The sequence below is a fragment of the Streptomyces sp. NPDC088254 genome (assembly GCF_044740925.1).
In the GTDB taxonomy this organism is placed as follows: Bacteria; Actinomycetota; Actinomycetes; order Streptomycetales; family Streptomycetaceae; genus Streptomyces.
In genome coordinates this window covers 346,494-370,337 of sequence record NZ_JBIURQ010000006.1, presented here as the reverse complement: position 1 = coordinate 370,337, position 23,844 = coordinate 346,494, and the positions used below count along the sequence as shown (strand labels likewise).

Annotated in this window: 22 protein-coding genes; 9 read left to right on the top strand and 13 right to left on the bottom strand. The window is 70.8% G+C overall.

The features are described 5' to 3' along the window. Positions 1 to 377 precede the first annotated feature (377 nt). The gene (gene map, locus ACIOC0_RS20055) at positions 378 to 1,166 is read right to left on the bottom strand and encodes a type I methionyl aminopeptidase (RefSeq protein WP_402156429.1); all 789 of its coding nucleotides are present in this window, start codon (positions 1,164 to 1,166) and stop codon (positions 378 to 380) included. A gap of 32 nt (positions 1,167 to 1,198) precedes the next feature. Between map and ACIOC0_RS20050 the strand changes: the two genes are divergently transcribed. From ACIOC0_RS20050 to ACIOC0_RS20010, 9 genes are all read left to right on the top strand, one after another. Next, entirely contained in the window at positions 1,199 to 1,462 is a 264-nt protein-coding gene (locus tag ACIOC0_RS20050) for a helix-turn-helix domain-containing protein (protein ID WP_402156428.1), read from the top strand. Between the two features lie 178 nt (positions 1,463 to 1,640). After that, a complete protein-coding gene (locus ACIOC0_RS20045) occupies positions 1,641 to 3,266 on the top strand; it encodes a hypothetical protein (protein WP_402156427.1) in 1,626 nt (541 codons plus the stop codon). A 278-nt stretch (positions 3,267 to 3,544) separates the two neighbouring features. After that, complete coding sequence (locus ACIOC0_RS20040; protein ID WP_402156426.1) at positions 3,545 to 4,387, top strand: nitrilase-related carbon-nitrogen hydrolase; 843 nt, start codon at positions 3,545 to 3,547, stop codon at positions 4,385 to 4,387. After that, positions 4,384 to 5,670 carry an aspartate aminotransferase family protein gene (locus ACIOC0_RS20035; protein ID WP_402156424.1) on the top strand — a complete coding sequence of 429 codons (1,287 nt, stop codon included), beginning with the start codon at positions 4,384 to 4,386 and terminating at the stop codon, positions 5,668 to 5,670. The genes ACIOC0_RS20040 and ACIOC0_RS20035 overlap by 4 nt, the downstream gene beginning before the upstream one ends. Before the next feature lie 69 nt (positions 5,671 to 5,739). Further along, entirely contained in the window at positions 5,740 to 7,320 is a 1,581-nt protein-coding gene (locus ACIOC0_RS20030) for a PucR family transcriptional regulator (RefSeq protein ID WP_402156589.1), read from the top strand. Between the two features lie 185 nt (positions 7,321 to 7,505). Continuing rightward, positions 7,506 to 8,348: a nitrilase-related carbon-nitrogen hydrolase gene (locus tag ACIOC0_RS20025; protein WP_402156423.1), complete on the top strand. Its 843-nt coding sequence runs from the start codon at positions 7,506 to 7,508 to the stop codon at positions 8,346 to 8,348. A 138-nt stretch (positions 8,349 to 8,486) separates the two neighbouring features. Next, on the top strand, positions 8,487 to 9,890 hold the full coding sequence (gene hydA / locus ACIOC0_RS20020) for a dihydropyrimidinase (RefSeq protein WP_402156421.1): 1,404 nt from the start codon (positions 8,487 to 8,489) through the stop codon (positions 9,888 to 9,890). A gap of 11 nt (positions 9,891 to 9,901) precedes the next feature. Beyond that, positions 9,902 to 10,921 (top strand): TIGR03842 family LLM class F420-dependent oxidoreductase, encoded by a 1,020-nt coding sequence (locus ACIOC0_RS20015; protein ID WP_402156419.1) that lies wholly within the window; start codon positions 9,902 to 9,904, stop codon positions 10,919 to 10,921. A 129-nt stretch (positions 10,922 to 11,050) separates the two neighbouring features. Further along, a complete protein-coding gene (locus ACIOC0_RS20010) occupies positions 11,051 to 12,580 on the top strand; it encodes an NCS1 family nucleobase:cation symporter-1 (protein WP_402156417.1) in 1,530 nt (509 codons plus the stop codon). A 39-nt stretch (positions 12,581 to 12,619) separates the two neighbouring features. Here ACIOC0_RS20010 and ACIOC0_RS20005 read toward each other — a convergent pair whose 3' ends face one another. The 12 genes from ACIOC0_RS20005 to ACIOC0_RS19950 form a co-directional block, all read right to left on the bottom strand. Further along, positions 12,620 to 13,288, bottom strand: a complete 669-nt coding sequence (locus ACIOC0_RS20005) for a hypothetical protein (RefSeq protein ID WP_402156416.1) — start codon at positions 13,286 to 13,288, stop codon at positions 12,620 to 12,622. 493 nt (positions 13,289 to 13,781) lie between these two features. Beyond that, positions 13,782 to 14,708 (bottom strand): ABC transporter permease, encoded by a 927-nt coding sequence (locus ACIOC0_RS20000; RefSeq protein WP_402156414.1) that lies wholly within the window; start codon positions 14,706 to 14,708, stop codon positions 13,782 to 13,784. Further along, positions 14,695 to 15,516 carry an ABC transporter ATP-binding protein gene (locus tag ACIOC0_RS19995; protein WP_402156412.1) on the bottom strand — a complete coding sequence of 274 codons (822 nt, stop codon included), beginning with the start codon at positions 15,514 to 15,516 and terminating at the stop codon, positions 14,695 to 14,697. The genes ACIOC0_RS20000 and ACIOC0_RS19995 overlap by 14 nt, the downstream gene beginning before the upstream one ends. A gap of 15 nt (positions 15,517 to 15,531) precedes the next feature. Continuing rightward, positions 15,532 to 16,638: an ABC transporter substrate-binding protein gene (locus ACIOC0_RS19990; RefSeq protein WP_402156410.1), complete on the bottom strand. Its 1,107-nt coding sequence runs from the start codon at positions 16,636 to 16,638 to the stop codon at positions 15,532 to 15,534. A gap of 239 nt (positions 16,639 to 16,877) precedes the next feature. Beyond that, positions 16,878 to 16,979: a putative leader peptide gene (locus tag ACIOC0_RS19985; RefSeq protein WP_402156409.1), complete on the bottom strand. Its 102-nt coding sequence runs from the start codon at positions 16,977 to 16,979 to the stop codon at positions 16,878 to 16,880. Between the two features lie 139 nt (positions 16,980 to 17,118). Beyond that, entirely contained in the window at positions 17,119 to 17,577 is a 459-nt protein-coding gene (locus tag ACIOC0_RS19980) for an Rrf2 family transcriptional regulator (protein ID WP_307704398.1), read from the bottom strand. Positions 17,578 to 17,669: 92 nt separating this feature from the next. Further along, on the bottom strand, positions 17,670 to 18,569 hold the full coding sequence (locus ACIOC0_RS19975) for a TauD/TfdA dioxygenase family protein (RefSeq protein WP_402156408.1): 900 nt from the start codon (positions 18,567 to 18,569) through the stop codon (positions 17,670 to 17,672). 53 nt (positions 18,570 to 18,622) lie between these two features. Next, positions 18,623 to 18,991: a 4Fe-4S dicluster domain-containing protein gene (locus ACIOC0_RS19970; protein ID WP_402156406.1), complete on the bottom strand. Its 369-nt coding sequence runs from the start codon at positions 18,989 to 18,991 to the stop codon at positions 18,623 to 18,625. Continuing rightward, complete coding sequence (locus tag ACIOC0_RS19965; RefSeq protein ID WP_402156405.1) at positions 18,988 to 20,610, bottom strand: FAD-dependent oxidoreductase; 1,623 nt, start codon at positions 20,608 to 20,610, stop codon at positions 18,988 to 18,990. Before ACIOC0_RS19965 ends, ACIOC0_RS19970 begins: the two co-directional genes overlap by 4 nt. Beyond that, positions 20,607 to 21,962 (bottom strand): LLM class flavin-dependent oxidoreductase, encoded by a 1,356-nt coding sequence (locus tag ACIOC0_RS19960; protein WP_402156404.1) that lies wholly within the window; start codon positions 21,960 to 21,962, stop codon positions 20,607 to 20,609. The genes ACIOC0_RS19965 and ACIOC0_RS19960 overlap by 4 nt, the downstream gene beginning before the upstream one ends. 82 nt (positions 21,963 to 22,044) lie before the next feature. Then, on the bottom strand, positions 22,045 to 22,995 hold the full coding sequence (locus tag ACIOC0_RS19955) for an ABC transporter permease (RefSeq protein ID WP_402156403.1): 951 nt from the start codon (positions 22,993 to 22,995) through the stop codon (positions 22,045 to 22,047). Further along, entirely contained in the window at positions 22,992 to 23,840 is an 849-nt protein-coding gene (locus ACIOC0_RS19950) for an ABC transporter ATP-binding protein (RefSeq protein ID WP_402156401.1), read from the bottom strand. Before ACIOC0_RS19950 ends, ACIOC0_RS19955 begins: the two co-directional genes overlap by 4 nt. Positions 23,841 to 23,844 lie beyond the last annotated feature (4 nt).

Here is a 23,844-nt window from a genome sequence, read left to right as displayed (position 1 = left end):
GGTTGCCGGTGCGGACGGGTGCCCAAGCCGTGCGGCGCTACACCCGAGGAGCCGCTGAGACCACAGACTCCACCTTGTCACGCCCAAGAACCCCCGGCACGTCGTAACGGCAGCCGAGCCAGGAACGCCCCGGCAACACCGCCAACCACCGCTGTCGTGTCAGGAACGGCCCGGCAGCACCCCCGAGGGGCGCGGGGAACTGCGCGACCAGTCACAACGGCGCCGCAGCCGACCGCCGGCACACCGACAGCCGGTGCCATGTCAGGAACGGCCCGGCAGCACCCCCGAGGGGCGCGGGGAACTGCGCGACCAGTCACAACGGCGCCGCAGCCGACCACCGGCACAGCCACAACCGCGCTGCCCCAGCCGACCTCACGTCACTGCACAGCCGGCGCGGCCACCCGCTCCGTGAGAACCCGAGGCCCCGCCTCCGTGACAGCCACCGTGTGTTCCGCATGCGCCGCCCGCGAACCGTCGTTCGTCTTGAGGGTCCAGCCGTCGGACGCCTCGTGGTACCCGTCGGTCCCGCCGCCGATCAGCATGGGCTCGATCGCCAGGACCATGCCGCGCCGCAGACGCAGCCCCCGGCCGGGACGGCCCTCGTTGGGGACGGGCGGATCCTCGTGCATACGGCGGCCGATCCCGTGGCCGCCGAAGCCGGCCGGGACCCCGTACCCGGCCGCCCGGCACACGCTGCCGATCGCGTGCGCGATGTCGCCGATGCGGTTGCCTACGACGGCCGCCTCGATGCCGGCGGCGAGAGCGCGCTCGGCGGTCTCGATCAGCCGCAGATCGGCCGGCCGCGCCGTGCCCACCGTGAAGCTGAGCGCCGAGTCGCCGGCCCACCCGTTCAGCTGGGCGCCGAAGTCGATCGAGACCAGGTCGCCGTCGCGCAGCCGGTAGGCGGTGGGGATGCCGTGCACGATCGCGTCGTTCACGGACACGCAGAGCACCGCCGGGAAGGGCGTCGGTGCGAAGGAGGGCCGGTAGCCGAGGAAGGGCGAGGTCGCGCCCGCCTCGCGCAGCACGCCGTGCGCCAGCTCGTCCAGCTCCAAGAGGGAGACGCCGACCGCCGCGGCCTCCCGTACGGCCGTCAGAGCACGGGCGACGACCTGGCCGGTCTCGTACATGGCATCGATGGATGCGTCCGTCTTCAGTTCCACCATGCCAATTACTATACCGGTATTAGAATGGCGTCATGGTGCGCACCCCGTTGACCCCCGAAGAGCGCGAGCGCGGCGAGCGCCTCGGCAGACTGCTCCGTGAAGCCCGTGGCGACCGGAGCATGGCCGAGGTCGCCGCGATCGCCGGCGTCTCCGCCGAGACCCTCCGCAAGATCGAGACCGGCCGGGCCCCGACCCCGGCCTTCTTCACGATCTCCGCCCTCGCCCGGGCCCTCGGCCTGTCGATGGACGAGCTGGCCGACCGCTGCGCGCTCGCGGGCGTCGGGCCGCTGGGGTGAGACATCGGGCGTCCGTGGTCGCGTCCGTGATGTGATTCTGGCCGTCGAGGGTGTGCCATTCGGTCAAGATCGGGCAATGAGCCCGCCGCGTCCGTCTCGAAAGGCCACCGTAGCCCCGCTGTAACACAACTGGTGTTCTCTACGGATCGGAGTTCTCCGGTCGGGCGGGAGTCGAGCGATGGCTTGGGATCAGCTCCCGCCGCAGCTGCGGGAGTTCGCGCACTACCTGGACGGTCTGCTGACGCGCCTCGACCAGGGCTCCGGCTGGTGCGCCGTCTTCTGGCAGCGCGACCCGCACGGTATGCGGGCCTGCCTCGCAGGCGCCGAGGTGCCGCCCTGGGACGTCGTCGAGGCCCTGCTCCAGGACCTCGCCGCCGAGTACGGCACCGACGTGGCCGCCCGGGACGCGGAACAGGCGCGGCCGCTGCACGCCGCCGCCGTCGCCGCCCACGACGCCCGCCCCGGCGGGCGGGACGCCCTCGGCGACCGGCTCGACGCCATGCTCCGCGAGCAGCGCCACACCGCCGAGCGGCAGGCCGAGATCAGCCGCCGACTGGCCTCCGCCGGCACCGAGGAGGAGGCCGACGGCCTCCGTCTCGACCTGGCCTGGGCCCAGGACGACCACGAACGAGCCACCGCCCGCTGCGCCGAACTCAGCCACCGCCTCGCCGAGCTGGACCGCCGCACGGCTGCCCCGCAGGACCAGGGGCCGGCCCGCCTGATCCGCCCGCGTGCGAGCGGGAGACCCGCGAACGCCTCCGCACGGCCGACGGAGCCCGCCGGGTACGACCACACCGCCGGGTACCACCACACCGCCCCCTCGGAGGACGGCGGCCACGGCCGACAGGGCCACGCGCCCGAAGCGGGCTACGGCACCTGGCCCGGCCCCGCCGAGACGCTCCGGGCCGAAGAGACGTCGACCGTCGACGCACCCTCCGCCCCCGCCCCCGACGAGGCCTCCGCGCCCGCCCCCAAGCAGCGCAGACGTCGGCGGGGCAGTGCTCGGTTCGCCGGGATGACCGAGGGAGAGGACACCGCCGCCGTCGTGGTGCCGCCCACGGCCGAGCCGCTGATCCCCGCGCCCACGCCCGTACCCGGGACCGGCACCGGAACCGAGAGCCCCTCGCCCCGCACCCCGCGGGGCGCCCGCTTCGCCGGTGCCGCAGCCGAAGCGCACCCGGGGCAGGATCCCCTCCAGCCCCCTCGGACAGAGCCGTCGGCGAGGCCCACCACAGACGACGCGCGACCGGAGAGGCAAGTTCCGGACCACACGGGGCCGCGGAACCCCGAGCACACCGAAGTGGTGGAGCGGCTCGTGCGGCTGCGCGGCGAGGGCCGCAGCGGTGAGGCGCACGCGCTCCTCGTGGAGCTGGCGTACGGCCCCGCGGCCCGGATTCCTTTGCTCGCGGACGGCTTTCAGCACGCCGGGCTGAACGCCGACTGGGCGACCCTGCTGTGGGAGGCGGCCTCGCTGCCCGCCGAACGGCTGGTGGCGGTGGCGGACGCCCTGACCGAGGCGGGGCGCGCGGCCGACGGGGAGCAGGTTCTGCGGCAGGGCGTCGTACGGCCGGCCGAGGAGATCGGCAAGGCGGTCAGCGTGCTGACGGCGCAGTCGCGCCGCCGCGAGGCGCAGGCGCTGCTCGACGCGTTCGTCCGGGTCCGCACCCCCGAGGACGTCGCCCGCGGCGCGGAACCGGAGCCGCACCTCCTCGTCCCGCTGCTGATGGAGGCCGCCCGGGCCGTCTCGAAGGACCGCCGCCGCGACCTCAAGAACGCCCTCAAGGCGGCCGGCTTCACCCCGTGAGCCGAGCGAAGGCCGAGAGAAGCCGGGCCACGCGGGTGCCGAACCGGGCCGGGCCCCGGTCCCGCCCGCCCCCGCGACAGCGCCCTGCCCGACAGCGCCCAACCCGCCGCCCCGTACGCGGTACGCCCCGCCGCTCGCCCACAGGGGTGAAACGCGATCGACACCGCGGGTTGACGGCGATGGTCTTGGCAAGCCTGTCCCGGAGGCTTACGTTCGTCCCTCTACGGCCATCGTCTACGGGTGTAGAGGCTCTGACGTTCCCGTCGAAGGAGCAGCTCATGGCCAATGTCGTACGTGCCGCTCTGGTCCAGGCCACCTGGACCGGCGACACCGAGTCCATGGTGGCGAAACACGAGGAGCACGCCCGTGAGGCGGCCCGGCAGGGCGCGAAGATCATCGGGTTCCAGGAGGTCTTCAACGCCCCCTACTTCTGCCAGGTCCAGGAACCGGAGCACTACCGCTGGGCCGAGCCGGTCCCCGACGGCCCGACCGTGAGCCGTATGCGGGAGCTGGCCCGCGAGACGGGCATGGTGATCGTCGTCCCGGTCTTCGAGATCGAGCAGTCCGGTTTCTACTACAACACCGCGGCCGTGATCGACGCCGACGGCTCCTACCTCGGCAAGTACCGCAAGCACCACATCCCGCAGGTCAAGGGCTTCTGGGAGAAGTACTACTTCAAACCCGGCAACGCCGGCTGGCCCGTCTTCGACACCGCCGTCGGCAGGGTCGGCGTCTACATCTGCTACGACCGCCACTTCCCGGAGGGCTGGCGGCAGCTCGGCCTGAACGGCGCCCAGCTGGTCTACAACCCGTCGGCCACCCACCGCGGCCTGTCCTCCCACCTCTGGCAGCTCGAACAGCCCGCCGCGGCCGTCGCCAACGAGTACTTCGTCGCCGCGATCAACCGGGTCGGCGTGGAGGAGTACGGCGACAACGACTTCTACGGGACGTCCTACTTCGTCGACCCTCGCGGCCAGTTCGTCGGCGAGGTGGGCAGCGACCGGGACGAGGAACTCCTCGTCCGCGACCTCGACTTCGACCTCGTCGAGCAGGTGCGGCAGACGTGGGCCTTCTACCGCGACCGCCGCCCCGACGCCTACGAAGGGCTGGTGCGGCCATGAGCGGCGAACTGTACGACCGCCACCGCAGGGTCATGCCGGACTGGCTCGCCCTGTACTACGACGACCCGCTGGAGATCACGCACGGCGAGGGCCGTCACGTCTGGGACGCCGAGGGAAGGCGGTACCTCGACTTCTTCGGCGGCATCCTCACGACGATGACCGCGCACGCCCTGCCCGAGGTGACCAAGGCGGTGAGCGAGCAGGCGGGACGGATCATCCACTCCTCCACGCTCTACCTCAACCGCCCCATGATCGAACTGGCCGAGCGGGTGGCCCAGTTGAGCGGCATCCCGGACGCCCGCGTCTTCTTCACCACCTCCGGCACCGAGGCCAACGACACCGCCCTGCTGCTGGCGGCGACGTACCGGCGCAGCAACACCGTCCTGGCGATGCGCAACAGCTACCACGGCCGCTCCTTCAGTGCGGTCGGCATCACCGGCAACCGCGGCTGGTCCCCGACCTCCCTGTCCCCGCTCCAGACGCTGTACGTCCACGGCGGCGTGCGCACCCGCGGCCCGTACGCCGACCTGGGCGACGCCGACTTCATCGCGGCCTGCGTCGAGGACCTGCGGGACCTGCTCGGGCACACCCGCGCGCCCGCCGCGCTGATCGCCGAACCGATCCAGGGAGTCGGCGGCTTCACCTCACCTCCGGACGGGCTCTACGCGGCGTTCCGCGAAGTGCTGGACGCCCACGGGATCCTGTGGATCGCCGACGAGGTGCAGACGGGCTGGGGCCGCACCGGCGAGCACTTCTGGGGCTGGCAGGCGCACGGCAGCAACGGCCCGCCGGACATCGTGACCTTCGCCAAGGGCATCGGCAACGGCATGTCGATCGGCGGCGTCGTCGCCCGCGCCGAGATCATGAACTGCCTGGACGCCAACAGCATCTCCACCTTCGGCGGCACCCAGGTCACCATGGCGGCCGGCCTCGCCAACCTCTCCTACCTGCTGGAGCACGACCTCCAGGGCAACGCCCGGCGGGTCGGCGGGCTGCTCATCGAACGGCTGCGGGCGGTCACCGCCCAGGACCCCGGTGTACGGGAGGTGCGCGGGCGCGGGCTGATGATCGGCGTCGAGCTGACCAGGCCCGGCACCGACCGGGCCGACCCGGACCGGGCGGCGGCCGTGCTGGCGGCGGCCCGCGCGGGCGGCCTGCTCGTCGGCAAGGGCGGCGGACACGACACCGTCGCCCTGCGCGTCGCGCCGCCGCTGTCCCTGACCGTCGCCGAGGCCGAGGAGGGCGCCGCGATCCTCGACGGCGCGCTCCGGAGCACCCGGTGACGGCGACGTGAGTGAGCGGACGAGCGAGGGAACACCGTCATGACCACCGTCTTCGACTACCGGGGGCCCATGGAGCCCTTCGAGCCGCCGAAGTCCCCCGAGCCCCTGCGGCCGACACTGACGATCCGTCAAGTGCTGTCGCTGGAGCGGGTGTCGGCAGGTGAGCCCGAGGTGGTGGCCGGCTCCGCCCAGCTCGACCGCCCCGTGCGCTGGGTGCACGTCGCCGAGGCGGCCGACGTCGGCGTGATGCTCAGCGGCGGCGAGATGGTGCTCACCACCGGCGTGCTGCTCGCCGGCGACGAGGACGCCCAGGCCGACTACGTCCGCTCCCTGCACCGCGCCGAGGCCGCCGCCGTCGTCCTCGGCCTCGGACGGGCCTTCCCGGCCACCCCGGACGCGATGCGCCGCGCCGCCGAGCGGTGCGGACTGCCGATGATCGTCCTGCACCGGCCCTTCCCCTTCGCCGAACTCACCGAAGAGGTCCAGTCCCGGCTCGTACGGAGCAAGTTCGCCGCCGTGAGCCTGTCCGAGGCGGTGCGCACCGCCCTCACCGGCCTCATCACCGCCGGCGCCCCGCTGCAGAGCCTCCTCGACGAGATCGTCCACCACACCGGCTGCCCCGTCGTCGTCACCAACCTCGCCCACCGCGTCCTCGCCACCGCAGGAGAGCGGGCCGCGGTCGACGACGTGCTGCGCGACTGGGAGCGCATCGCCCGCCAGGCCGGGGGCACCGAGGGCGACGGCTGGATCCGCGCCGAACTCGGCGGGCGCGGCGAACGCTGGGGGCAGATCATGCTGTGCGGCTACCGCGGCGACACCGCCGGCGGACGGCTGCTCGCAGACCGGGCCGCCGAGGCCCTCGTCCTGCACCGCATGCTCGGCGGCGCCACCGCCCACACCTGGGAGGAGCAGTCCGCGCAGGGCCTCCTCACCGACCTGGTCTCCGGCGTCGTACCCGCCCGCCAACTGCTGCCCCGCGCCCGCGCGGCCGGACTGCCGGTCAACCGGCGCACCTTCGTCCCGCTCGTCGTCCGCGACGCGGGCGCCGGCCGGCTCGAAAGGCTGCTGCGCCTGCTCGGTCTGTCCGGCCTGGTCGCCGAGCTCACCGACGACGCCACCGCCGTCCTGCTCAGTCTCGCCCGCGACCAGGACGCCGAGGCGCTCGCCGCCCACTTCGCCGCCCGGCTGCGCACCGAGACGGGGGAGCCCCGCACCGTCGTCGCCGCGGCCGCACCGCGGACCGCCTGGGACGACGTGCCTGCGGGCCTGCGCGAGGCCCGGCACGTCGCGGACGCCGTCGCCGGCTCCTCGGCCGCCCTCGACCTCCCGGCCGTCGTCCGGCTGAGGGACGTCCATCTGCGGGGCCTCGTACGCCTGTTGCGCGACGACCCGCATGTGCAGTCCTTCGCCGAACGCGAGCTGGACGGGCTGCTGTGCGCGGCAGGCGAGGACCTGCTCGCCGTCCTGCGCACCTACCTGGCCACCGGCCGCAACAAGTCCCGCACCGCCCAGCTCCACCATGTCTCCCGGCCCGCGCTGTACCGCCGGCTGGAGGCGATAGAGAGCCGGCTCGGTGTGGACCTCGACGATTTCGAACAGGCGGCGTCCGTCCACATCGCGCTCCTCGCGCATGACGCGCAACAAGCCTGAAACCCCTGACGACCTGGGAAAACGGTTGTGAAACATGGACCGAGGAACACGTGACACGGTGGCACGCCGCACACCCGCAGACGTGACACGGTGCAACTCAAAGCCCGGATGCGCGCTTCCTACGCTCCTGGAGCAGACGTCGGAGCCGGCGTCCGCCCCAGCACACCGAGCGACCGGAGGTCCCGATGAGCCGAGTGATCCGTGCCGCCGTCTTCCAGACCGCGTGGACCGGCGACAAGGAATCGATGATCCAGGTGCACGAGCAGGCGGTGCGCGACGCGGCCGCCCAGGGCGCGAAGGTCCTGTGCTTCCAGGAACTGTTCTACGGACCGTACTTCTGCCAGGTCCAGGACCCCGCGTTCTACGAGTACGCCGAGCGCGTCCCGGACGGCCCGATCGTGCGCCGTTTCCAGGAGCTCGCCCGCGAACACGGCATCGTCCTGGTGCTGCCGATGTACGAGGAGGAGCAGCCCGGCGTCCTCTACAACACGGCGGCCGTGATCGACGCCGACGGCTCCTACCTCGGCAAGTACCGCAAGCACCACATCCCGCAGGTCAAGGGCTTCTGGGAGAAGTTCTACTTCAAGCCCGGCAACGCCGGCTGGCCCGTCTTCGACACCGCCGTCGGCAGGATCGGCGTCTACATCTGCTACGACCGCCACTTCCCGGAGGGCTGGCGCGCCCTGGGCCTGGCGGGCGCCGAGATCGTCTTCAACCCGTCGGCGACCTCACGCGGCCTGTCCGCCTACCTCTGGCAGCTGGAGCAGCCCGCGGCGGCCGTCGCCAACGAGTACTTCGTCGGCGCGATCAACCGGGTCGGCGTGGAGGAGCTCGGCGACAACGACTTCTACGGCACCTCCTACTTCGTCGACCCCGAGGCCCAGTTCGTGGGCGAGGTGGCGAGCGACAAGGAACCCGAACTCGTCGTCCGCGACCTGGACATGGCCAAGCTGCGCGAGGTGCGCGACCGCTGGCAGTTCTACCGCGACCGCCGCCCCGAGGCGTACGAGCCGCTGACGGCTCCGTGACACAGGCGGTGACCCGCGCTTCGTGAAGGGCGCGGCCCTCCCGGGGCGCGGGGCCCTGCCTGACATGCGGCTTCCGCCGCGTGAGCGCCACCGGCCCACGACGACCCGCACACGACCACAACCCAGCGGAGTCAACCCATGAGCAGCCGTACCGTCATCCGGAACGGTCTCGTCGTCACCGCGTCCGACGAGATCCACGCCGACGTCCTGATCGAGGACGGCCGGATCGCCGCCCTCGCCGCCTCCGGCACCCCGGCCGCCGAGGCCTGGACCGCCGAGCGGAGCATCGACGCCACCGGGAAGTACGTCATCCCGGGAGGGGTCGACGTCCACACCCACATGGAGCTGCCGTTCGGCGGCACCTTCGCCTCCGACACCTTCGAGACCGGCACCCGGGCCGCCGCCTGGGGCGGCACGACCACCATCGTCGACTTCGCCGTGCAGAGCGTCGGCCACACCCTGCGCGAGGGCCTGGACGCCTGGCACGCCAAGGCCGAGGGCAACTGCGCGATCGACTACGGCTTCCACATGATCGTCTCCGACGTGAACGAGGAGACGCTCAAGGAGATGGACCTGCTGGTGGAGGAGGGCGTCACCTCCTTCAAGCAGTTCATGGCGTACCCCGGCGTCTTCTACAGCGACGACGGGCAGATCCTGCGCGCCATGCAGCGTTCCGCCGACAACGGCGGTCTGATCATGATGCACGCCGAGAACGGCATCGCGATCGACGTCCTGGTGGAGCAGGCGCTCGCCCGCGGCGAGACCGACCCCCGCTACCACGGCGAGGTCCGCAAGGCCCTGCTGGAGGCCGAGGCCACCCACCGGGCCATCAGGCTCGCCCAGGTCGCGGGCGCGCCCCTGTACGTGGTGCACGTCTCGGCGATGGAGGCGGTCGCCGAACTGGCGCGGGCGCGCGACGAGGGCCTGAACGTCTTCGGCGAGACCTGCCCGCAGTACCTGTTCCTGTCCACGGACAACCTCGCGGAACCCGGCTTCGAGGGCGCCAAGTACGTCTGCTCCACCCCGCTGCGCCCCCGGGAGCACCAGGCCAAGCTGTGGCAGGGCCTGCGCACCAACGACCTCCAGGTGGTCTCCACCGACCACTGCCCCTTCTGCTTCGTGGGTCAGAAGGAGCTGGGCCGGGGCGACTTCTCCAAGATCCCCAACGGCCTGCCGGGCGTGGAGAACCGGATGGACCTGCTCCACCAGGCGGTCGTCGACGGGCGCATCTCCCGCCGCCGCTGGATCGAGATCGCCTGCGCCACACCGGCCCGCATGTTCGGCATGTACCCGAAGAAGGGCACCATCGCCCCGGGCGCGGACGCCGACATCGTCGTCTACGACCCGCACGCCGAGCAGACCGTCTCCGCCGAGACCCATCACATGAACGTCGACTACTCGGCGTACGAGGGCAGGCGGATCACCGGCCGCGTCGAGACGGTCCTGTCGCGGGGCGAACAAGTCATCACCGAGCGGGAGTTCACCGGACGCGCCGGTCACGGCGTCTACACCCCGCGCTCGACCTGTCAGTACCTCAACTAGGGAGCGGCGCCATGGACTTCGGACTCGTCCTGCAGACGGATCCGCCGGCCTCGAAGGTCATCGACCTCATGCGGCGGGCCGAGAACAACGGCTTCACCCACGGCTGGACCTTCGACTCCGCCGTGCTCTGGCAGGAGCCGTTCGTGATCTACAGTCAGATTCTCGCCAGCACCAGCAGGTTGACGGTCGGCCCGATGGTCACCAACCCGGGCACCCGCACCTGGGAGGTCACCGCCTCCACCTTCGCCACCCTCAACGACATGTTCGGCAACCGCACGGTGTGCGGCATCGGCCGGGGCGACTCCGCGATGCGCGTCGCCGGGCGCACCCCCAACACCCTCGCCCGGATCAGCGCCGCGATGAAGGTCATCAGGGCTCTCGGCTCGGGCCAGGAGGCCGACCTCGGGGGGACCGTCGTCAGGTTCCCCTGGATCGGGGAAGGCGCCGAACTCCCCGTCTGGATGGCCGCCTACGGCCCCAAGGCGCTGAAGATGACCGGCGAGGAGGCCGACGGCTTCATCCTCCAGCTCGCCGACCTCTACCTCACCGAGTACATGGTGAAAGCCGTCAAGGACGCCGCCGTCGCCGCCGGCCGCGACCCCTCCGAGGTGACGATCTGCGTCGCCGCCCCGGCCTACGTCACCGACGACGACTCGCCCGAGGCCCTCGCCCACGCCCGCGACCAGTGCCGCTGGTTCGGCGGCATGGTCGGCAACCACGTCGCCGACCTGGTGTCCAAGTACGGCGAGCACTCCGCCCAGGTCCCGGAGGAACTCACCGACTACATCAAGGCCCGCCAGGGGTACGACTACTCCCACCACGGCCGCAGCGGCAACCCTGACACCGAGTTCGTCCCCGACGAGATCGTCGACCGGTTCTGCCTGATCGGCCCCCCCGAGCGGCACATCGAGAAGCTCCGGGCCCTGCGCGAGCTGGGCGTGGACCAGTTCGCCCTCTACGACATGCACGACGCGCAGGAGAAGGTCATCGACGCCTACGGCGCCACGGTCATCCCCGCGATCAACGCCTGACCCGCGGCCCGGAGTCGGGCTCCCCGACCCCCCACCCCAGTTCTCCCCTCCCCGACGCGCAAGGCGGGGAGGGGGCCGAAAGACCCGCACGGCCTTTCCGGACCCACCTCTCGTTTGATTGGCCTGCCCATGACCGACACCGCTCCCACGGCCATACCCCCGACCGCCCAAGTCACCCTCGCCGACGGCCGGGTGGAGATCGCTCCCGGTTCGCCGCAGCCCAGCGGCCCCTACGCCAACGAGGACCTGCTGCCGGTCCCCGTCGACAAGCGCACCTGGACCACGTACAACTTCTCCGCGCTCTGGGTGGGCATGGCCCACAACACGGCGTCGTGGACGCTCGCCTCCGGTCTGATCGCCGTCGGCATGGACTGGAAGCAGGCGGTGTTCACCATCGCGCTGGCCAACCTGATCGTGCTGGTCCCGATGCTGCTCACAGGGCACGCGGGACCCAAGTACGGGATCCCCTTCCCGGTCTTCGCCCGCGCCTCCTTCGGCATCCGCGGCGCCAACCTCCCCGCCGTCGTACGGGCGTTGGTGGCGTGCGGCTGGTTCGGCATCCAGACCTGGATCGGCGGCGAGGCGATCTACTTCCTCGCCGGCAAACTCATCGGGAACGGCTGGACCGACGCCGGGAAGATCGGCGGGTACGCCTGGACGATGTGGCTGTCGTTCGCGATCTTCTGGGCGATCCAGGTCGCGATCATCTACCGGGGCATGGAGACGATCCGCCGCTTCGAGAACTGGGCCGCGCCCTTCGTCCTCGTCGGCGCGCTCGTGATGCTGGTCTGGATGAGCGACAAGGCCGGCGGCTTCGGCCCGCTGCTCGACCAGCCCTCCAAGCTCGGCTGGGGCGGCGACTTCTGGAAACTGTTCTGGCCGTCGCTCATGGGGATGATCGGCTTCTGGTCCACGCTGTCGCTGAACATCCCCGACTTCACCCGCTACGGCAAGTCCCAGAAGGCGCAGACCTGGGGACAGGCGCTCGGCCTGCCCACCACCATGACGTTGTTCGCGCTGCTGTCGGTGATGGTCACCTCCGGCTCGCAGGCGGTCTACGGCGAGACCATCTGGGACCCGGTCCAGCTCGCCGCCAAGACGGACAACGCCGTCGGCCTGCTCTTCGCGCTGGTCACGGTGCTGGTGGCGACCCTGTCGGTCAACATCGCCGCGAACCTCGTCTCACCGGCGTTCGACTTCTCCAACATCGCGCCCCGGAAGATCAGTTTCCGGACCGGCGCCCTCGCCACCTGCGTCCTCGGCGTGCTGATCTTCCCGTGGAAGCTGTACTCCGACCCGCAGGGCTACATCTTCACCTGGCTCGGCCTGGTCGGCGGACTGCTCGGCACGGTCGCCGGCATCCTCATCGCCGACTACTGGATCCTGCGCCGCGGCCGGCTCGACCTGAGCGACCTGTACCGCACGGGCGGACGGTACTGGTACGACGGCGGCTGGAACTGGCGGGCGGTCGTCGCCTTCGTCGTCGGCGGTGTCCTCGCCGTCGGCGGCGCCAGTTTCGAACCGCTCATCGACGGCCGGCCCGTCCCCGCCCTTGAGCCGCTCGCCGACTACGGCTGGGCGGTGGGCCTGGGCACCTCGATGGCGCTCTACGTCGCCCTGATGCTGCTGAGCGGAAGGCGCGAGCAGACCACGGCCTGACCCGCCCCGACCGCGAACGAGCGGGCCGGTCCGAGGAGTTCAGCTCTTCGCGCCGGCCCGCAACGCGGCCACCGCTTCCTTCGCCGCCTTGATCGCACCCTTGTTGATCTCGTCCGTGCCGGGCGCCTTCTGCGTCTCGAAGTCGCTGCCGTTGTACGTCACGACCACCAGCGCGTTGGCCACCCGCGCGAACACCGTGCCCTCACGGGTCTGCTGCTTGTCCTCGGTGGCCAGGTTGACCACCGAATACCCCTCGTCGCCGAGCCCCGGCACCGCCCCGCCGCCGCTCTTGTCCCCGACCCGCTCCTTGTACGAGGCCTTCGCCGCCTCGTCCGAGTCCATCAGCTCGAACGAGACGTCGAGCCAGCGGTAGTCGTAGCCCTTGAGGGCGTTCCAGGAGCAGGTGCGGCGCAGCGTGGTGTCGGTGGAGGGGATCTCCTTGCCCTCCGCCTTCGCCCCCGGCACCAGCGAGGCGACGGTCTTCGCGGCCACCCCCGCACAGGGCGCGGGCGCGGAGGCGTACGTCTTCGACACCGCCGTGGAGGACGGCGCGCTCTGCGACCGCGAGGGGGGCTTCTGCGGCGTGGCGGCGTCGGTGCTCTGCGCCGAGGTGAGCGGACCGGAGGTCAACGCCCAGCCCGCACAGGCGAGCACGGCCACGGGGGAGATGCGCGCGGTGAGCGCGAGCGGCAGGGGCAGAGAACGCACGGCGCTCTTTCGTCAGGACGAGGCGGACGCGGCCCGCGATACGGACGGGTACGCCAGTGTCACATGACTCCCCGCCCGGCGAAAGAGCGAACGCTCAGCGCACGGCCGCAGTGACACAACCCTCACACCGGCCCCGCTCCGACCCCACCGCATCCGTACGATCGCGGGACGGACCGCCGTGCAGTGAGGAGCCCCCTTGTTCACCACCCGCCCCACCCTCCAGGGCACCTTCGGCATGGAGGTCCCGGGGGTGGGGCGCTGACCAGGGATATTTGTTGCCCATTGAGTCCCTGACCTGCGGTGACGCTTCTTTCAGCGTCTTTCGGTGGGGTACCGGCTTATGCCGCCGGAACTCCCCAGAGCCTCCCCCCAGCGACGAAAAACTCCCCAGCCGCCCCCCATGCGGAGCAGCGGCCTGGTTCACCGTTTTCTGACGTTCGAGCCGCGAGATTCGGGAGGAGTCCGCGCCTCCATCCGCGATCGGGACCTTCGCTCAGCGCGTCACCAGCAGTCCCCGGCTGCGCAGCACCCGCCGTTCCAGCGGGCTGAAGATCAGCAGGTCGATGGCGATGCCGACGAGCAGGATCAGGAAGATGGCCAGGAACACCTGCGACATGCTGGCGTTGTTCCGGCCGTTCTCCAGCAACTGGCCGAGGCCGACGCCCAGATCAGGTGAGGAGGCGATGATCTCGGCGGCCATCAGCGAACGCCAGGAGAACGCCCAGCCCTGTTTCAGGCCCGCCAGATAGCCGGGAAGGGCGGCCGGCATCACGATGTGCCGGGCTTCTCTCAGTCCGGTCGCGCCCAGCGTCCGCCCGGCCCGCAAGAACAGCGGCGGGATCTGGTCGATGCCCGCGACGAGGCCGTTGGCGATGGAGGGGACCGCGCCGAGCAGGATCACGGCGTACATCATCGAGTTGTTGAGGCCGAGCCAGAGCACGGCGGGCGGCACCCAGGCCACCGAGGGGAGGGACTGCAGACCGGACAGGATGGGGCCGATGGCGGCTCGGACGAACTTCACCCGGGCGACCAGCAGGCCGAGCGGCGTACCGATGGCGAGCGCCATCAGGAAGCCGAGCAGGCCGCGCGAGACGCTGGTCCAGATGTAGTCGAGCAGGGTGCCCTGCCGCCAGGCGTCGGTCACCTCGTCCCCCACCGCGGACGGCGCGGGCAGCTTGTAGTCGGGGGCGACTTCGGCCCACACCAGCAGCTGCCAGACCACCAGCACCAGGGCGACGGCGGCGAGGGGCGGCAGCACCTTGCGTATCAGAGTCTCGCGCAGCGGCGTGCGGCCGGCCTGCACCGGTTCCAGCGCGTCGAGCCCTGCCTCCAGCCTCGCCAGATCCTGTGTGTCCCGGGGCTCCCCGGCCGCCGACGAGCCGTCCTTCGTGACGTCGACGCCGGTGTCAGTGCTGGCCATGGCGGCGAATCTCCCTACGCAGTTCCTCGGTGATCTCGACGGACAGCTCGGCGACCGCGCCGTCCTCGATGCGGCGCGGCTGCGCGATGCCGACCGTCCACTCCCGGGCGATGCGCCCCGGCCGCGAGGACAGCAGCACCACTCGCTGCGCGAGCTTCACCGCCTCCCGCACGTTGTGCGTCACGAACAGCACCGACAGTCCCGTCTCACTCCAGATACGGGTCAGTTCGTCGTGCAGCACGTCACGGGTGATCGCGTCCAGCGCGGCGAACGGCTCGTCCATCAGCAGCAGCCGGCTGTCCTGGGCCAGCGCACGGGCCAGCGCGACGCGCTGGCGCATACCGCCGGACAGTTCGTGCACCCGCTTGCCGTATGCGCCCCGCAGCCGTACGAGTTCCAGCAGCCGTTCCGCCTCCGGACGGCGCTCCGGCCCCGCGACCCCGCGCAGCTTCAGCGCGAGTTCGATGTTCTTGCCCGCGGTCAGCCACGGGAACAGCGCGTGTTCCTGGAACATCAGGGCGGGCCGGCCGGCCGTGTGGATCGAGCCGGCGGACGGCAGATCCAGTCCCGCGACCAGGTTGAGCAGGGTGGACTTGCCGCAGCCCGAGGCCCCCAGGAGGGTGACGAACTCACCCGGCGCGACATCGAGTGTGATGTCGTCCAGAACGAGCTGCTGTCCGCCGGGCGTGCCCGGCGCGGGGAAGGACTTCGAGACGTGCTCGATACGGGCGGCGTGCGTCACCGCCGGGGCGTCCTCGGCAGCCTCGGCGACCGTGGTGGCCATGGTCGTCACCTCCTGGGAACTCATCGTGTCCGGTTGCGGTTACTCGGCGCCGAGACCGGCGTCGTCGACCTCGTCCTTGCCCTCGGCCTTGAGGACCTTGTTGAGCGGTGCGAGGTCGTAGATGCCCTTCAGGTCGGGCTTCTCCAGCAGACCGGCCTTCACCGCGTGCTCCGCCTCCGTGTTGAGGGTGGCGGCCAGCGGGTCGTCGAGGAAGGTGATCGACTTCCAGGCCGGGTCGATGACCTCGGCGGGCAGGGCCTTGCCGGACAGTTCCTCCAGCGCCGCGTTCGCGGAAGACTTCGCCTTCTCCGGGTTGGCGTTGATCCACTCATTGGTCTTCACCGAGCCGCGCAGCACGGCCTCGACGACGTCCGGGTGATCCTTCAGGAAGGACTGCGACACGATGATGTTGGTGATCACGAACTTCTTGTCCGGCCACAGATCGGCCTCGTCCAGCAGCACCTTGCCACCCTCCGCGACCAGCTTGGAGGCGGTCGGCTCCGGTACCCAGGCGCCGTCGATGGAGCCGGACTTGTAGGCGTCCGGGGTGATCTTGTTGTCCGTACGGACCACGGAGACATCGCCCGCGCCGCTGTCCGGGTTGACCTTCCAGCCCTTGTCCGCGATCCAGTTGAGGAATGCGACGTCCTGGGTGTTCCCGAGCTGCGGCGTGGCGATCTTCTTGCCCTTGACGTCGTCCAGGGACTTGATCTTGTCCGGGTTGACGACGAGCTTCACACCGCCGGAGGCGGAACCGCCGATGATGCGCAGGTTCTTGCCGTTCGACTTGGTGTAGCCGTTGATGGCGGGCGAGGGGCCGATCCAGCCGATGTCGATGGACCCGGCGTTCAGTGCCTCGATCTCGGAGGGGCCGGCGTTGAACGTGGACGCCTTGATCTTGGTGCCACCGAGCTCCTTCTGGAGCAGGCCCTCCTGGACGCCCACCAGAGCGGTGGCGTGTGTCAGGTTGGGGAAGTAGCCGATCTTCACTTCGTCGGCGGAGAGCTTCTTGGCGCCTGCCGCGACCTCGGTCTGCTTGTCGTCGTCAGTGGAGTCGGAACCGTAGCCGCAGGCGGTGAGCAGGAGGGGCAGCGCGGCTATGACGGCGAGGGTGCGCAGGGTGGTGAGCGGTCTTGCGGCAGACACGGCGGTGTCCTCTCAGGGATGGGCGATCGGGGAGGTACGGATATGCGAGGCGTACTGCTTGCCGGCACGCGCCAGCACTCCACTCCTCGGCCTCGACGGCACACCTGCCGTCGCGGGCCGAGAAGTGGGACGTGGGGGGGGAGTCGTCAGCGGGAGAGAGCCGGACAGTCCTTCACCCGGCCGACGGCGGAGCGGGCCAGGAGGTGGTGCTGGTTCGGACAGAGTCAGGTTCTGCGGCGTCAGAGAGGCCGACAGATGGCACTGGACGTACGGCCGAGGTCGATGTGACGACGCGAGGTCAGAAGGGGCAGCAACCGGCCAGTGCGGTCGAGCGTTCTCATGGCCACCCCCGTGTATTCCTAGTTTTCCTACCTGACTGATAGGGATCGTGGCAGAAGGCGGCGTCTATCCCAAGAGGTTGTCCGTATGACGGATGCCACCATCTCGCTTTATGAGATCGGCTGTGAGTGACCCAATGTGTCAGGGATTCACCCAGGCGCCCGGTGCGTCGGTCAACGCGGATACAGCGGCGGGCAGTTGGGCCGACGCGACGTCGGCGAGCGACACGCCATCCAGGATCTCGCGCACGTTGGACCGCAGCGCGACCCACAGGGGGAGCAGCGACTCGGCGGGGCCGGTGTAGGAGAGCTCCGGGGGGCGTACCCCGCGTACCGAGACCAGTGGTCCGTCCACGGTGCGGATGACGTCGGCGATGCTGATGGACTCGGCGGGCTTGGCCAGCCGGTAGCCGCCGTTGCCGCCGCGCTGGCTGAGCACGAGACCCCCCCGGCGCATGTCGTTCAGGATGCTTTCGAGGAATTTGTGCGGGATGTCCTGGGCGTCGGCGATGGCCTCGGCCTTCAGCGGCCCGTCATCCCGTGACGCGGCGAGCTGAAGCGCGGCACGTACCGCGTAGTCCGCCCTGGCTGAGATCCTCATGGGCGCATTATCCGGTACGGCCTCCGTCGGCGTCCGTCGCAGGCGGGCAGCCGGGCGGGGGGAGGGTGTCCCCTGCCCGGCTGCCCAGGTGCTCAGGCCGCGGTGGGTGTGTAGTGGGCGGCGTCATCGCCCTCGATGACGTGGCTGAGGGTGCCGTCGACACCGGCGGGGACGTCGCCCGCCACGGTCACCCGGTGCAGCAGGCGTGGCAGGTCGCCGTAGTCGTCGGGGGCGTAGTGCTGGGTGATGCGGTTGTCGAACAGGACGAGGTCGCCCGGTGTCCAGGCCACGCGCACGATGTTCTCGGGGCGGGTGACGTACGACTGGAAGATGCGCAGCAGGTCGCGGGAGTCGGCGGGGCTGAGGCCGACGATGCTCTGGGTGAAGCCGCCGATGAACAGCCCGCGCTCCCCGGTCTCGGGGTGGACGCGGACGACCGGGTGGGCGGTGCGGTACTTCCGGGAGACGAAGCGCTTGCGGTGCTCGGCGGCCTTCTCGCTCTTCGGGGCGGCGTAGTCGTAGGCGTTGGTGTGCACGGCCCACAGCTTGTCCGCCAGCTCGCGCAGCGGCTCGGGGAGATCCCGGTACGCAGCGGCCGAGTTGGCGATGAGGGTGTTTCCGCCGTAGGGCGGGACCACGATGCTGCGCAGCGTGGACGCCTTCGGGGGAGTACGGACGAAGGTGACGTCCGTGTGCCACTGGTTGGCGCGGATGCCCTCGTCGCCGTCGACGGGCAGGATCTGGGGCTGGCCGTCGACGGAGGGGACGGTCGGGTGCGCGGTGGTGAGGTCGCCGAAGAGGGAGGCGAAGCGGAGCTGGCCCGCGTCGTCGAGGTTCTGGTCGCGGAAGACGAGCGCCTTGTGTTCCAGGAGCGCGGAGTTGATCTCGGTGACGACGGCGGGGTCGAGGTCGGTGGAGAGGTCCACGCCGAGGATCTCGGCGCCGATGCGGCCGCCGATCCTGCGGACGTCGAAGCCGGTGCTGGTGGTCATGTGCGGGTGTTCCCTTCAGGAGGTGATCAGCGGAGAGATGATCAGTCGGGTCATCAGGAGGTGATGGGCAGGGAGGTTCCCTTGGACCCCGGCGGTCCGAGGGGAGGGCCGACGGCCCGCAGTGCGCCAGGCGTGCGGCCTCGTCCCCAGCCGATGTGCCGGCGGTAACTACCGAGCAGGCCGGTGAGGTCCAGGTGCTCCTCGTCCCGGGCGGTGGAGTCGTCGGGCAGCGGGCAGGTAAGGGGGGCGACGTAGAGCGCGTCGGCCGGGCAGTTCGCCTCGCACTGGAAGCAGGTCTGGCAGTCGTCGCGGCGGGCGAGCACCGGGATGCCGTCCTCGCCGCGGTCGAAGACGTTGGTCGGGCAGACCTTGATGCACTTGTCGCAGGTGATGCAGCGTTCCGCCGAGACCAGTTCGATCACGAGGCCACCTCCACGGGTGCGGCCGGTGCCGTCGATCCGGTCGGCGCGGTGGACAGGGGCTCGGTGCGGGTCCACACCTGGTCGAGGCCGCCCGTCACGATGCGGTGGTGCTGCCCGGGATCCTGCGCCGGGAACTCGAGTCGTTTGGCCATGCCTCGGGTCTCGGTGCGCGCGAGAGCCGAGGCGTACATCCACCGCGCGTGCGCCGTCATCGCCGCTGCCTGCCGGGCCCGTACGGTGTCTCCGCCCCCGGCGTGCAGTGAGGCGCGCGACTCCTTCCAGAGGCTGTCGAGCACCTCCAGCGCTGCGGCGAGCCGGTCGCCGTGGCGCAGATAGTTCTTCTCGTACGGCAGCACCTCGCCCTGGACCGCGGTGACGACCTCGCGGAAGCCGTCGGCCGGACCCGGCGTCCCGGTGGGCCGGAGCCCGGAGCCGCCCGCGGCCACCAGACGTCTCGTACCGGCGTGGGCGCCGAGTGAGCGGGCGTGGCGGGCCGCGCCCCGGCCGGCCCAGGTGCCGGAGGAGATGGCCCAGGCGGCGTTGTGGCTGCCGCCGCCGGTGAAGCCGCCGCAGATCAGCTCGCGGGTCGCCGCGTCCCCGGCCGCGTACAGGCCGGGGACGGTGGTGGAGCAGTCGTCGCCGGTGATGCGGATGCCGCCGGTGCCGCGCACGGTGCCCTCGGCGAGGAGTGTGACGGCGAAGCGCTGGGTGAAGGGGTCGATGCCGAGCCGGTCGAAGGTGAGGAAGAAGTTGGGCTGGGCGAGCCGCATAGCCTGCCGGGCCGCCGTGTCCGCCCGGTCGAGGCGGCAGTAGACCTTCTCGCTGAGCAGCGCCCGCGCGATGACGGACCGGCCGCCCTGACTGGCCGCACCCTCAAGGACCGTGCCGTCCTCGCGGTAGAAGGTCGCGAAGGAGTAGAACGCGGTCTTGGTGACGGAGGTGCCCTCGGGTGCGATGCCGTACGCGTTGGAGAACTCCATCCCGGACAGCTCCGCGCCCGCCTCGGCGGCGAACAGCGCGCCGTCGCCGGTGTTGACGTTGCAGCCGAGCGCGCCGCTGAGGAACGCGCAGCCGCCGGTGGCCAGGACGACCGCCCCGGCGCGCACCCGGTAGGGCTGACCGGCCTGCCGCTGGTGACCCCTGGCCCCGGAGACCGCTCCGGAGGGGTCGGTGAGCAGTTCGGTGACCGGGCTGTGGTCGAGGACGCGGGCCCCGGCCCGCTGGACGCGGATCCGCATCCGGCGCATGTACTCCGGTCCCTGCAGGCCGTTCCTGAGCTGCTTTCCGTCCGGCCCGGTGGGGAAGGGGTAGCGTCCGGCCGCCGCCAGCTCGTTCATGCCCGCGTACGTCTGGTCCAGCACCCGGGTCATCCAGCGTCGGTCTGCCAGGAATCCGCCCAGTGCCTCCCTGCTGGCCATGGCGGCCTCCCGCGCGGCGGGCTCCGGGGGGACGTACCAGACGCCGGTGCCGGCGGAGGCGGTGGCGCCGCTGGTGCCGCAGTAGCCCTTGTCGGCGAGGACCACGTCGGCTCCGTCCTGGGCCGCCTTGAGCGCGGCCCAGGTGGCGGCGGGGCCGCCGCCGACCACCAGGACGTCCGTGGTGAGGTCCAGCCCGGTCATGCGGGCCGGATTTCTGCTGCTGCGGCCGCGGCCAGCCGGTTGGCGGGGCGGGCCAGGCCGTAGTGCTCGCGCAGGGTGCGGCCGGTGTACTCGGTGCGGAAGAGTCCGCGCCGCTGCAGGATCGGGACGACGTGGTCGACGAAGTCCTCCAGGCCGCCAGGCAGATGGGGCGGCATGATGTTGAAGCCATCGGCGGCACCCTGGGTGAACCACTCCTCGAGCTGGTCGGCTACCTGCTCGGGAGTACCGGCGAAGACGCGGTGGCCGCGGCCGGCGCCGAGGCGGGCGATGAGCTCGCGCAGGGTGAGGCCGTCATGGTGGGCGAGTTCGGCGACGAGTGTGAAGCGGCTCTTGTTGCCGTTGATGTCCCGCTCCTGGGGCAGGTCGGGCAGCGGTCCGTCCAGCGGGAGCCCGGTCAGGTCGGTGTCGAGCATCCCGGAGAGCTGGGCGAGCCCGTACTCGGGCACCTGGAGGTCCGTCAACTCCTGCTCCAGTGAGCGGGCTTCGGCTTCGGTCGAGCCGATGACGGGGGCGATGCCGGGCAGTACCAGCAGTTCGTCCTCGGCGCGGCCGTAGCGGGCGAGCCGGGACTTGAGGTCCTTGTAGAAGGCTTGGCCGTCGGCGAGGGTCTGCTGGGCGGTGAAGACGGCCTCGGCGTACTGGGCGGCGAACTCCTTGCCGTCCTCCGACGAACCGGCCTGCACCAGCAGTGGGTATCCCTGGGGGGTGCGCGGTACGTTCAGGGGGCCTTGCACCCCGAAGTGCTCTCCGCGGTGGTTGATCTCCCGCACCTTGTCGGTGTCGGCGTAGACGCCGCGTTCACGGTCGAGCAGGATCGCGTCGTCCTCCCAGCTGTCCCACAGCTTGGTGGCGACCTCGACGAACTCCCGTGCCCGCTCGTAGCGCAGCCGGTGCTCCAGATGCTCGTCCTGCCCGAAGTTGCGGGCCTCGTTCACGGTGCCGGAGGTGACGATGTTCCAGCCGGCCCTGCCGCCGCTGATGTGGTCCAGGGAGGCGAACTTGCGGGCGGTGTGGAAGGGCTCGTTGAAGGTGGTGGAGACGGTGGCGATCAGGCCGACGTGTTCGGTGACGGCTGCGAGGGCGGACAGCAGGGTGAGAGGTTCGAAGCCGCCGAGGGCGTTGTGCCGGACCTTTCCCCACAGGGCGAGGCCGTCGGCGAGGAAGACAGAGTCGAGCAGGCCACGCTCGGCGGTCTGCGCGAGCTGCTGGAAGTAGCGCAGATCGGTGGCCCGTTCGGGTTGGGTGCGGGGGTGGCGCCAGGCGGCGTCGTGGTGGCCTGCGTTCATCAGAAACGCGTTGAGGTGGAGCCGACGGGGTCTGGTCGTGGTCATGAGGTTCCTCGGATCAGGGGCAGCGAGACGATCGGGAGAAGGAGGAGATCAGGGAAGACAGTGGGACGAGAAGGCGGCCGAGTCAGCCGCCGACCGGCACGCGCCAGGAGCTGAGCCGCCGCTCCACGGCCACCAGCAACTGGTTGAAGGCCACGCCGATGGCGGAGATCGTGATGATGCCCGCGTACATCTGCGGGATCGCGAAGTTGTACTGCGAGGCGTTGATCAGATAGCCGAGGCCCGCCTTGGCGCCGATCATCTCTGCGGCGACCAGCACCAGGATGGACACCGCTCCCGCCAGCCGGATGCCGGTGAACATCACCGGCACCGAGGCAGGCAGGATGACCTTCTGGAACAGCCGGGGCGCGGACAGGTCCATCGACTTCGCCAGCTTCAGCAGGGTCGGGTCGACGCCTCGGACCGCGCTGATGGTGTTGAGCAGGATCGGCCAGGTGCACGCGTACACCACGATGGAGATCTTCGAGGTCTCGCCGATGCCCAGCAGCAGTACGAACACCGGCAGCAGGGCCAGGGCGGCGGTGTTGCGGAACACCTCAAGGAGCGGTCCGAGGAGGTCGGCGACCGGACGGTACCAGCCGATCAGCAGGCCGAGCGGTACGGCGACGGCCACCGCGAGTCCGAATCCGCTGAACGAGCGGACCAGGCTGGCGCGTGCGTTGTCGGCGAGCTGACCGTCGATGGCCAGCCCCCACCAGGCACGGGCGACCTCGCTGAACGGGGGCAGGAAGATCCGGTCGACCAGGCCGAGTCGGGGTGCGGTCTCCCACAGCAGCAGCAGCGCCACGATCGCCGCGGACTTGGTCGCCCCCCTGACCAGCAGGTGCGGCAGTCGGCGGATCGCCCGGCGGACCCGGGCCGCCGTGGGAGGGACTTGGCGCACTCGCGACGGCGATGCGGCATGTGGCGGGGACGCGGCGGACGTAGCCGAGGAAGGGGCCGGGACGGGCTCGGCTGTGCTCACCGAGTCCGGCGCCGTGGTCTTCTCGGTGGCCGTGCCGGATATGGCGCTCATACGGAAGCCTCCTCCTTCTCCAACTGCTGGGCCCTGGCCACCTCGTCGTGCAGCAGTGACCAGATCTCGTGCCGGTGCCGGGCGAACTCGGGACTGGAGCGGAGGTCGTCCGTCGCCGTACGGGAGCCGAAGGCGACCGGCACGATCTGCTTGATGCGGCCCGGCCTCGATGTCATGACGGCGACGCGCTGTCCCAGGTAGACGGCCTCGTCGATGCCGTGCGTGATGAAGACGACGGTCTTGCCGGTGCGCTGCCAGATGCGCAGCAGTTCGTCCTGCAGCGACTCCCGGGTCTGGGCGTCCAGCGCGGCGAACGGTTCGTCCATCAGGAGCACATCGGGGTCGTAGGCGAGGCTGCGGGCGATCGCCACCCGCTGTCGCATCCCGCCCGACAGCTCATGCGGATGGTGCTCCTCGAACCCGGACAGACCGACCAGGTCCAGGAACTCCCGAGCCCGTGAGGCACGTTGACGCCGTGGGACGCCGACGGCCTCAAGGCCGAATTCGACATTGCCCTGGGCCGTGCGCCACGGCAGCAGCGCGTACTGCTGGAACACGACGCCCCGGTCCAGGCCGGGGCCGGTGACGGGTTCGCCGTCCAGCAGGATGCGTCCGCCAGTGGGTGGGGTGAGGCCGCCGAGCAGGTCCAGCAGCGTCGACTTCCCGCAGCCGCTGGGGCCGACCAGGACGATGAATTCGCCGGCCGCTATCTCCAGATCGATGCCGTCGAGGGCGGTGAACCGGCTTGTCCGTCGAGCCCCCGTGCGGCCCTTGACGGTGAAGTCCTTCCGGACGTTCTCGAACACGATCTTGGGCGTGAGAGGTTCCGTGGTGGATACCGGCATGTGA

Excerpts from the sequence above, each read along its gene's own strand:
- ACIOC0_RS19985 (WP_402156409.1), bottom strand. The coding sequence starts at position 16,979 with ATGAGAACGCTCGACCGCACTGGCCGGTTGCTGCCCCTTCTGACCTCG.
- ACIOC0_RS19960 (WP_402156404.1), bottom strand. The coding sequence starts at position 21,962 with ATGACCACGACCAGACCCCGTCGGCTCCACCTCAACGCGTTTCTGATG.
- ACIOC0_RS19955 (WP_402156403.1), bottom strand. The coding sequence starts at position 22,995 with ATGAGCGCCATATCCGGCACGGCCACCGAGAAGACCACGGCGCCGGAC.
- ACIOC0_RS20025 (WP_402156423.1), top strand. The coding sequence starts at position 7,506 with ATGAGCCGAGTGATCCGTGCCGCCGTCTTCCAGACCGCGTGGACCGGC.
- hydA (WP_402156421.1), top strand. The coding sequence starts at position 8,487 with ATGAGCAGCCGTACCGTCATCCGGAACGGTCTCGTCGTCACCGCGTCC.
- ACIOC0_RS20035 (WP_402156424.1), top strand. The coding sequence starts at position 4,384 with ATGAGCGGCGAACTGTACGACCGCCACCGCAGGGTCATGCCGGACTGG.
- ACIOC0_RS19975 (WP_402156408.1), bottom strand. The coding sequence starts at position 18,569 with ATGACCACCAGCACCGGCTTCGACGTCCGCAGGATCGGCGGCCGCATC.
- ACIOC0_RS20010 (WP_402156417.1), top strand. The coding sequence starts at position 11,051 with ATGACCGACACCGCTCCCACGGCCATACCCCCGACCGCCCAAGTCACC.
- map (WP_402156429.1), bottom strand. The coding sequence starts at position 1,166 with ATGGTGGAACTGAAGACGGACGCATCCATCGATGCCATGTACGAGACC.
- ACIOC0_RS19950 (WP_402156401.1), bottom strand. The coding sequence starts at position 23,840 with ATGCCGGTATCCACCACGGAACCTCTCACGCCCAAGATCGTGTTCGAG.
- ACIOC0_RS20040 (WP_402156426.1), top strand. The coding sequence starts at position 3,545 with ATGGCCAATGTCGTACGTGCCGCTCTGGTCCAGGCCACCTGGACCGGC.
- ACIOC0_RS20030 (WP_402156589.1), top strand. The coding sequence starts at position 5,740 with ATGGAGCCCTTCGAGCCGCCGAAGTCCCCCGAGCCCCTGCGGCCGACA.
- ACIOC0_RS19980 (WP_307704398.1), bottom strand. The coding sequence starts at position 17,577 with ATGAGGATCTCAGCCAGGGCGGACTACGCGGTACGTGCCGCGCTTCAG.
- ACIOC0_RS20000 (WP_402156414.1), bottom strand. The coding sequence starts at position 14,708 with ATGGCCAGCACTGACACCGGCGTCGACGTCACGAAGGACGGCTCGTCG.
- ACIOC0_RS19995 (WP_402156412.1), bottom strand. The coding sequence starts at position 15,516 with ATGAGTTCCCAGGAGGTGACGACCATGGCCACCACGGTCGCCGAGGCT.
- ACIOC0_RS20050 (WP_402156428.1), top strand. The coding sequence starts at position 1,199 with ATGGTGCGCACCCCGTTGACCCCCGAAGAGCGCGAGCGCGGCGAGCGC.
- ACIOC0_RS20045 (WP_402156427.1), top strand. The coding sequence starts at position 1,641 with ATGGCTTGGGATCAGCTCCCGCCGCAGCTGCGGGAGTTCGCGCACTAC.
- ACIOC0_RS20015 (WP_402156419.1), top strand. The coding sequence starts at position 9,902 with ATGGACTTCGGACTCGTCCTGCAGACGGATCCGCCGGCCTCGAAGGTC.
- ACIOC0_RS19965 (WP_402156405.1), bottom strand. The coding sequence starts at position 20,610 with ATGACCGGGCTGGACCTCACCACGGACGTCCTGGTGGTCGGCGGCGGC.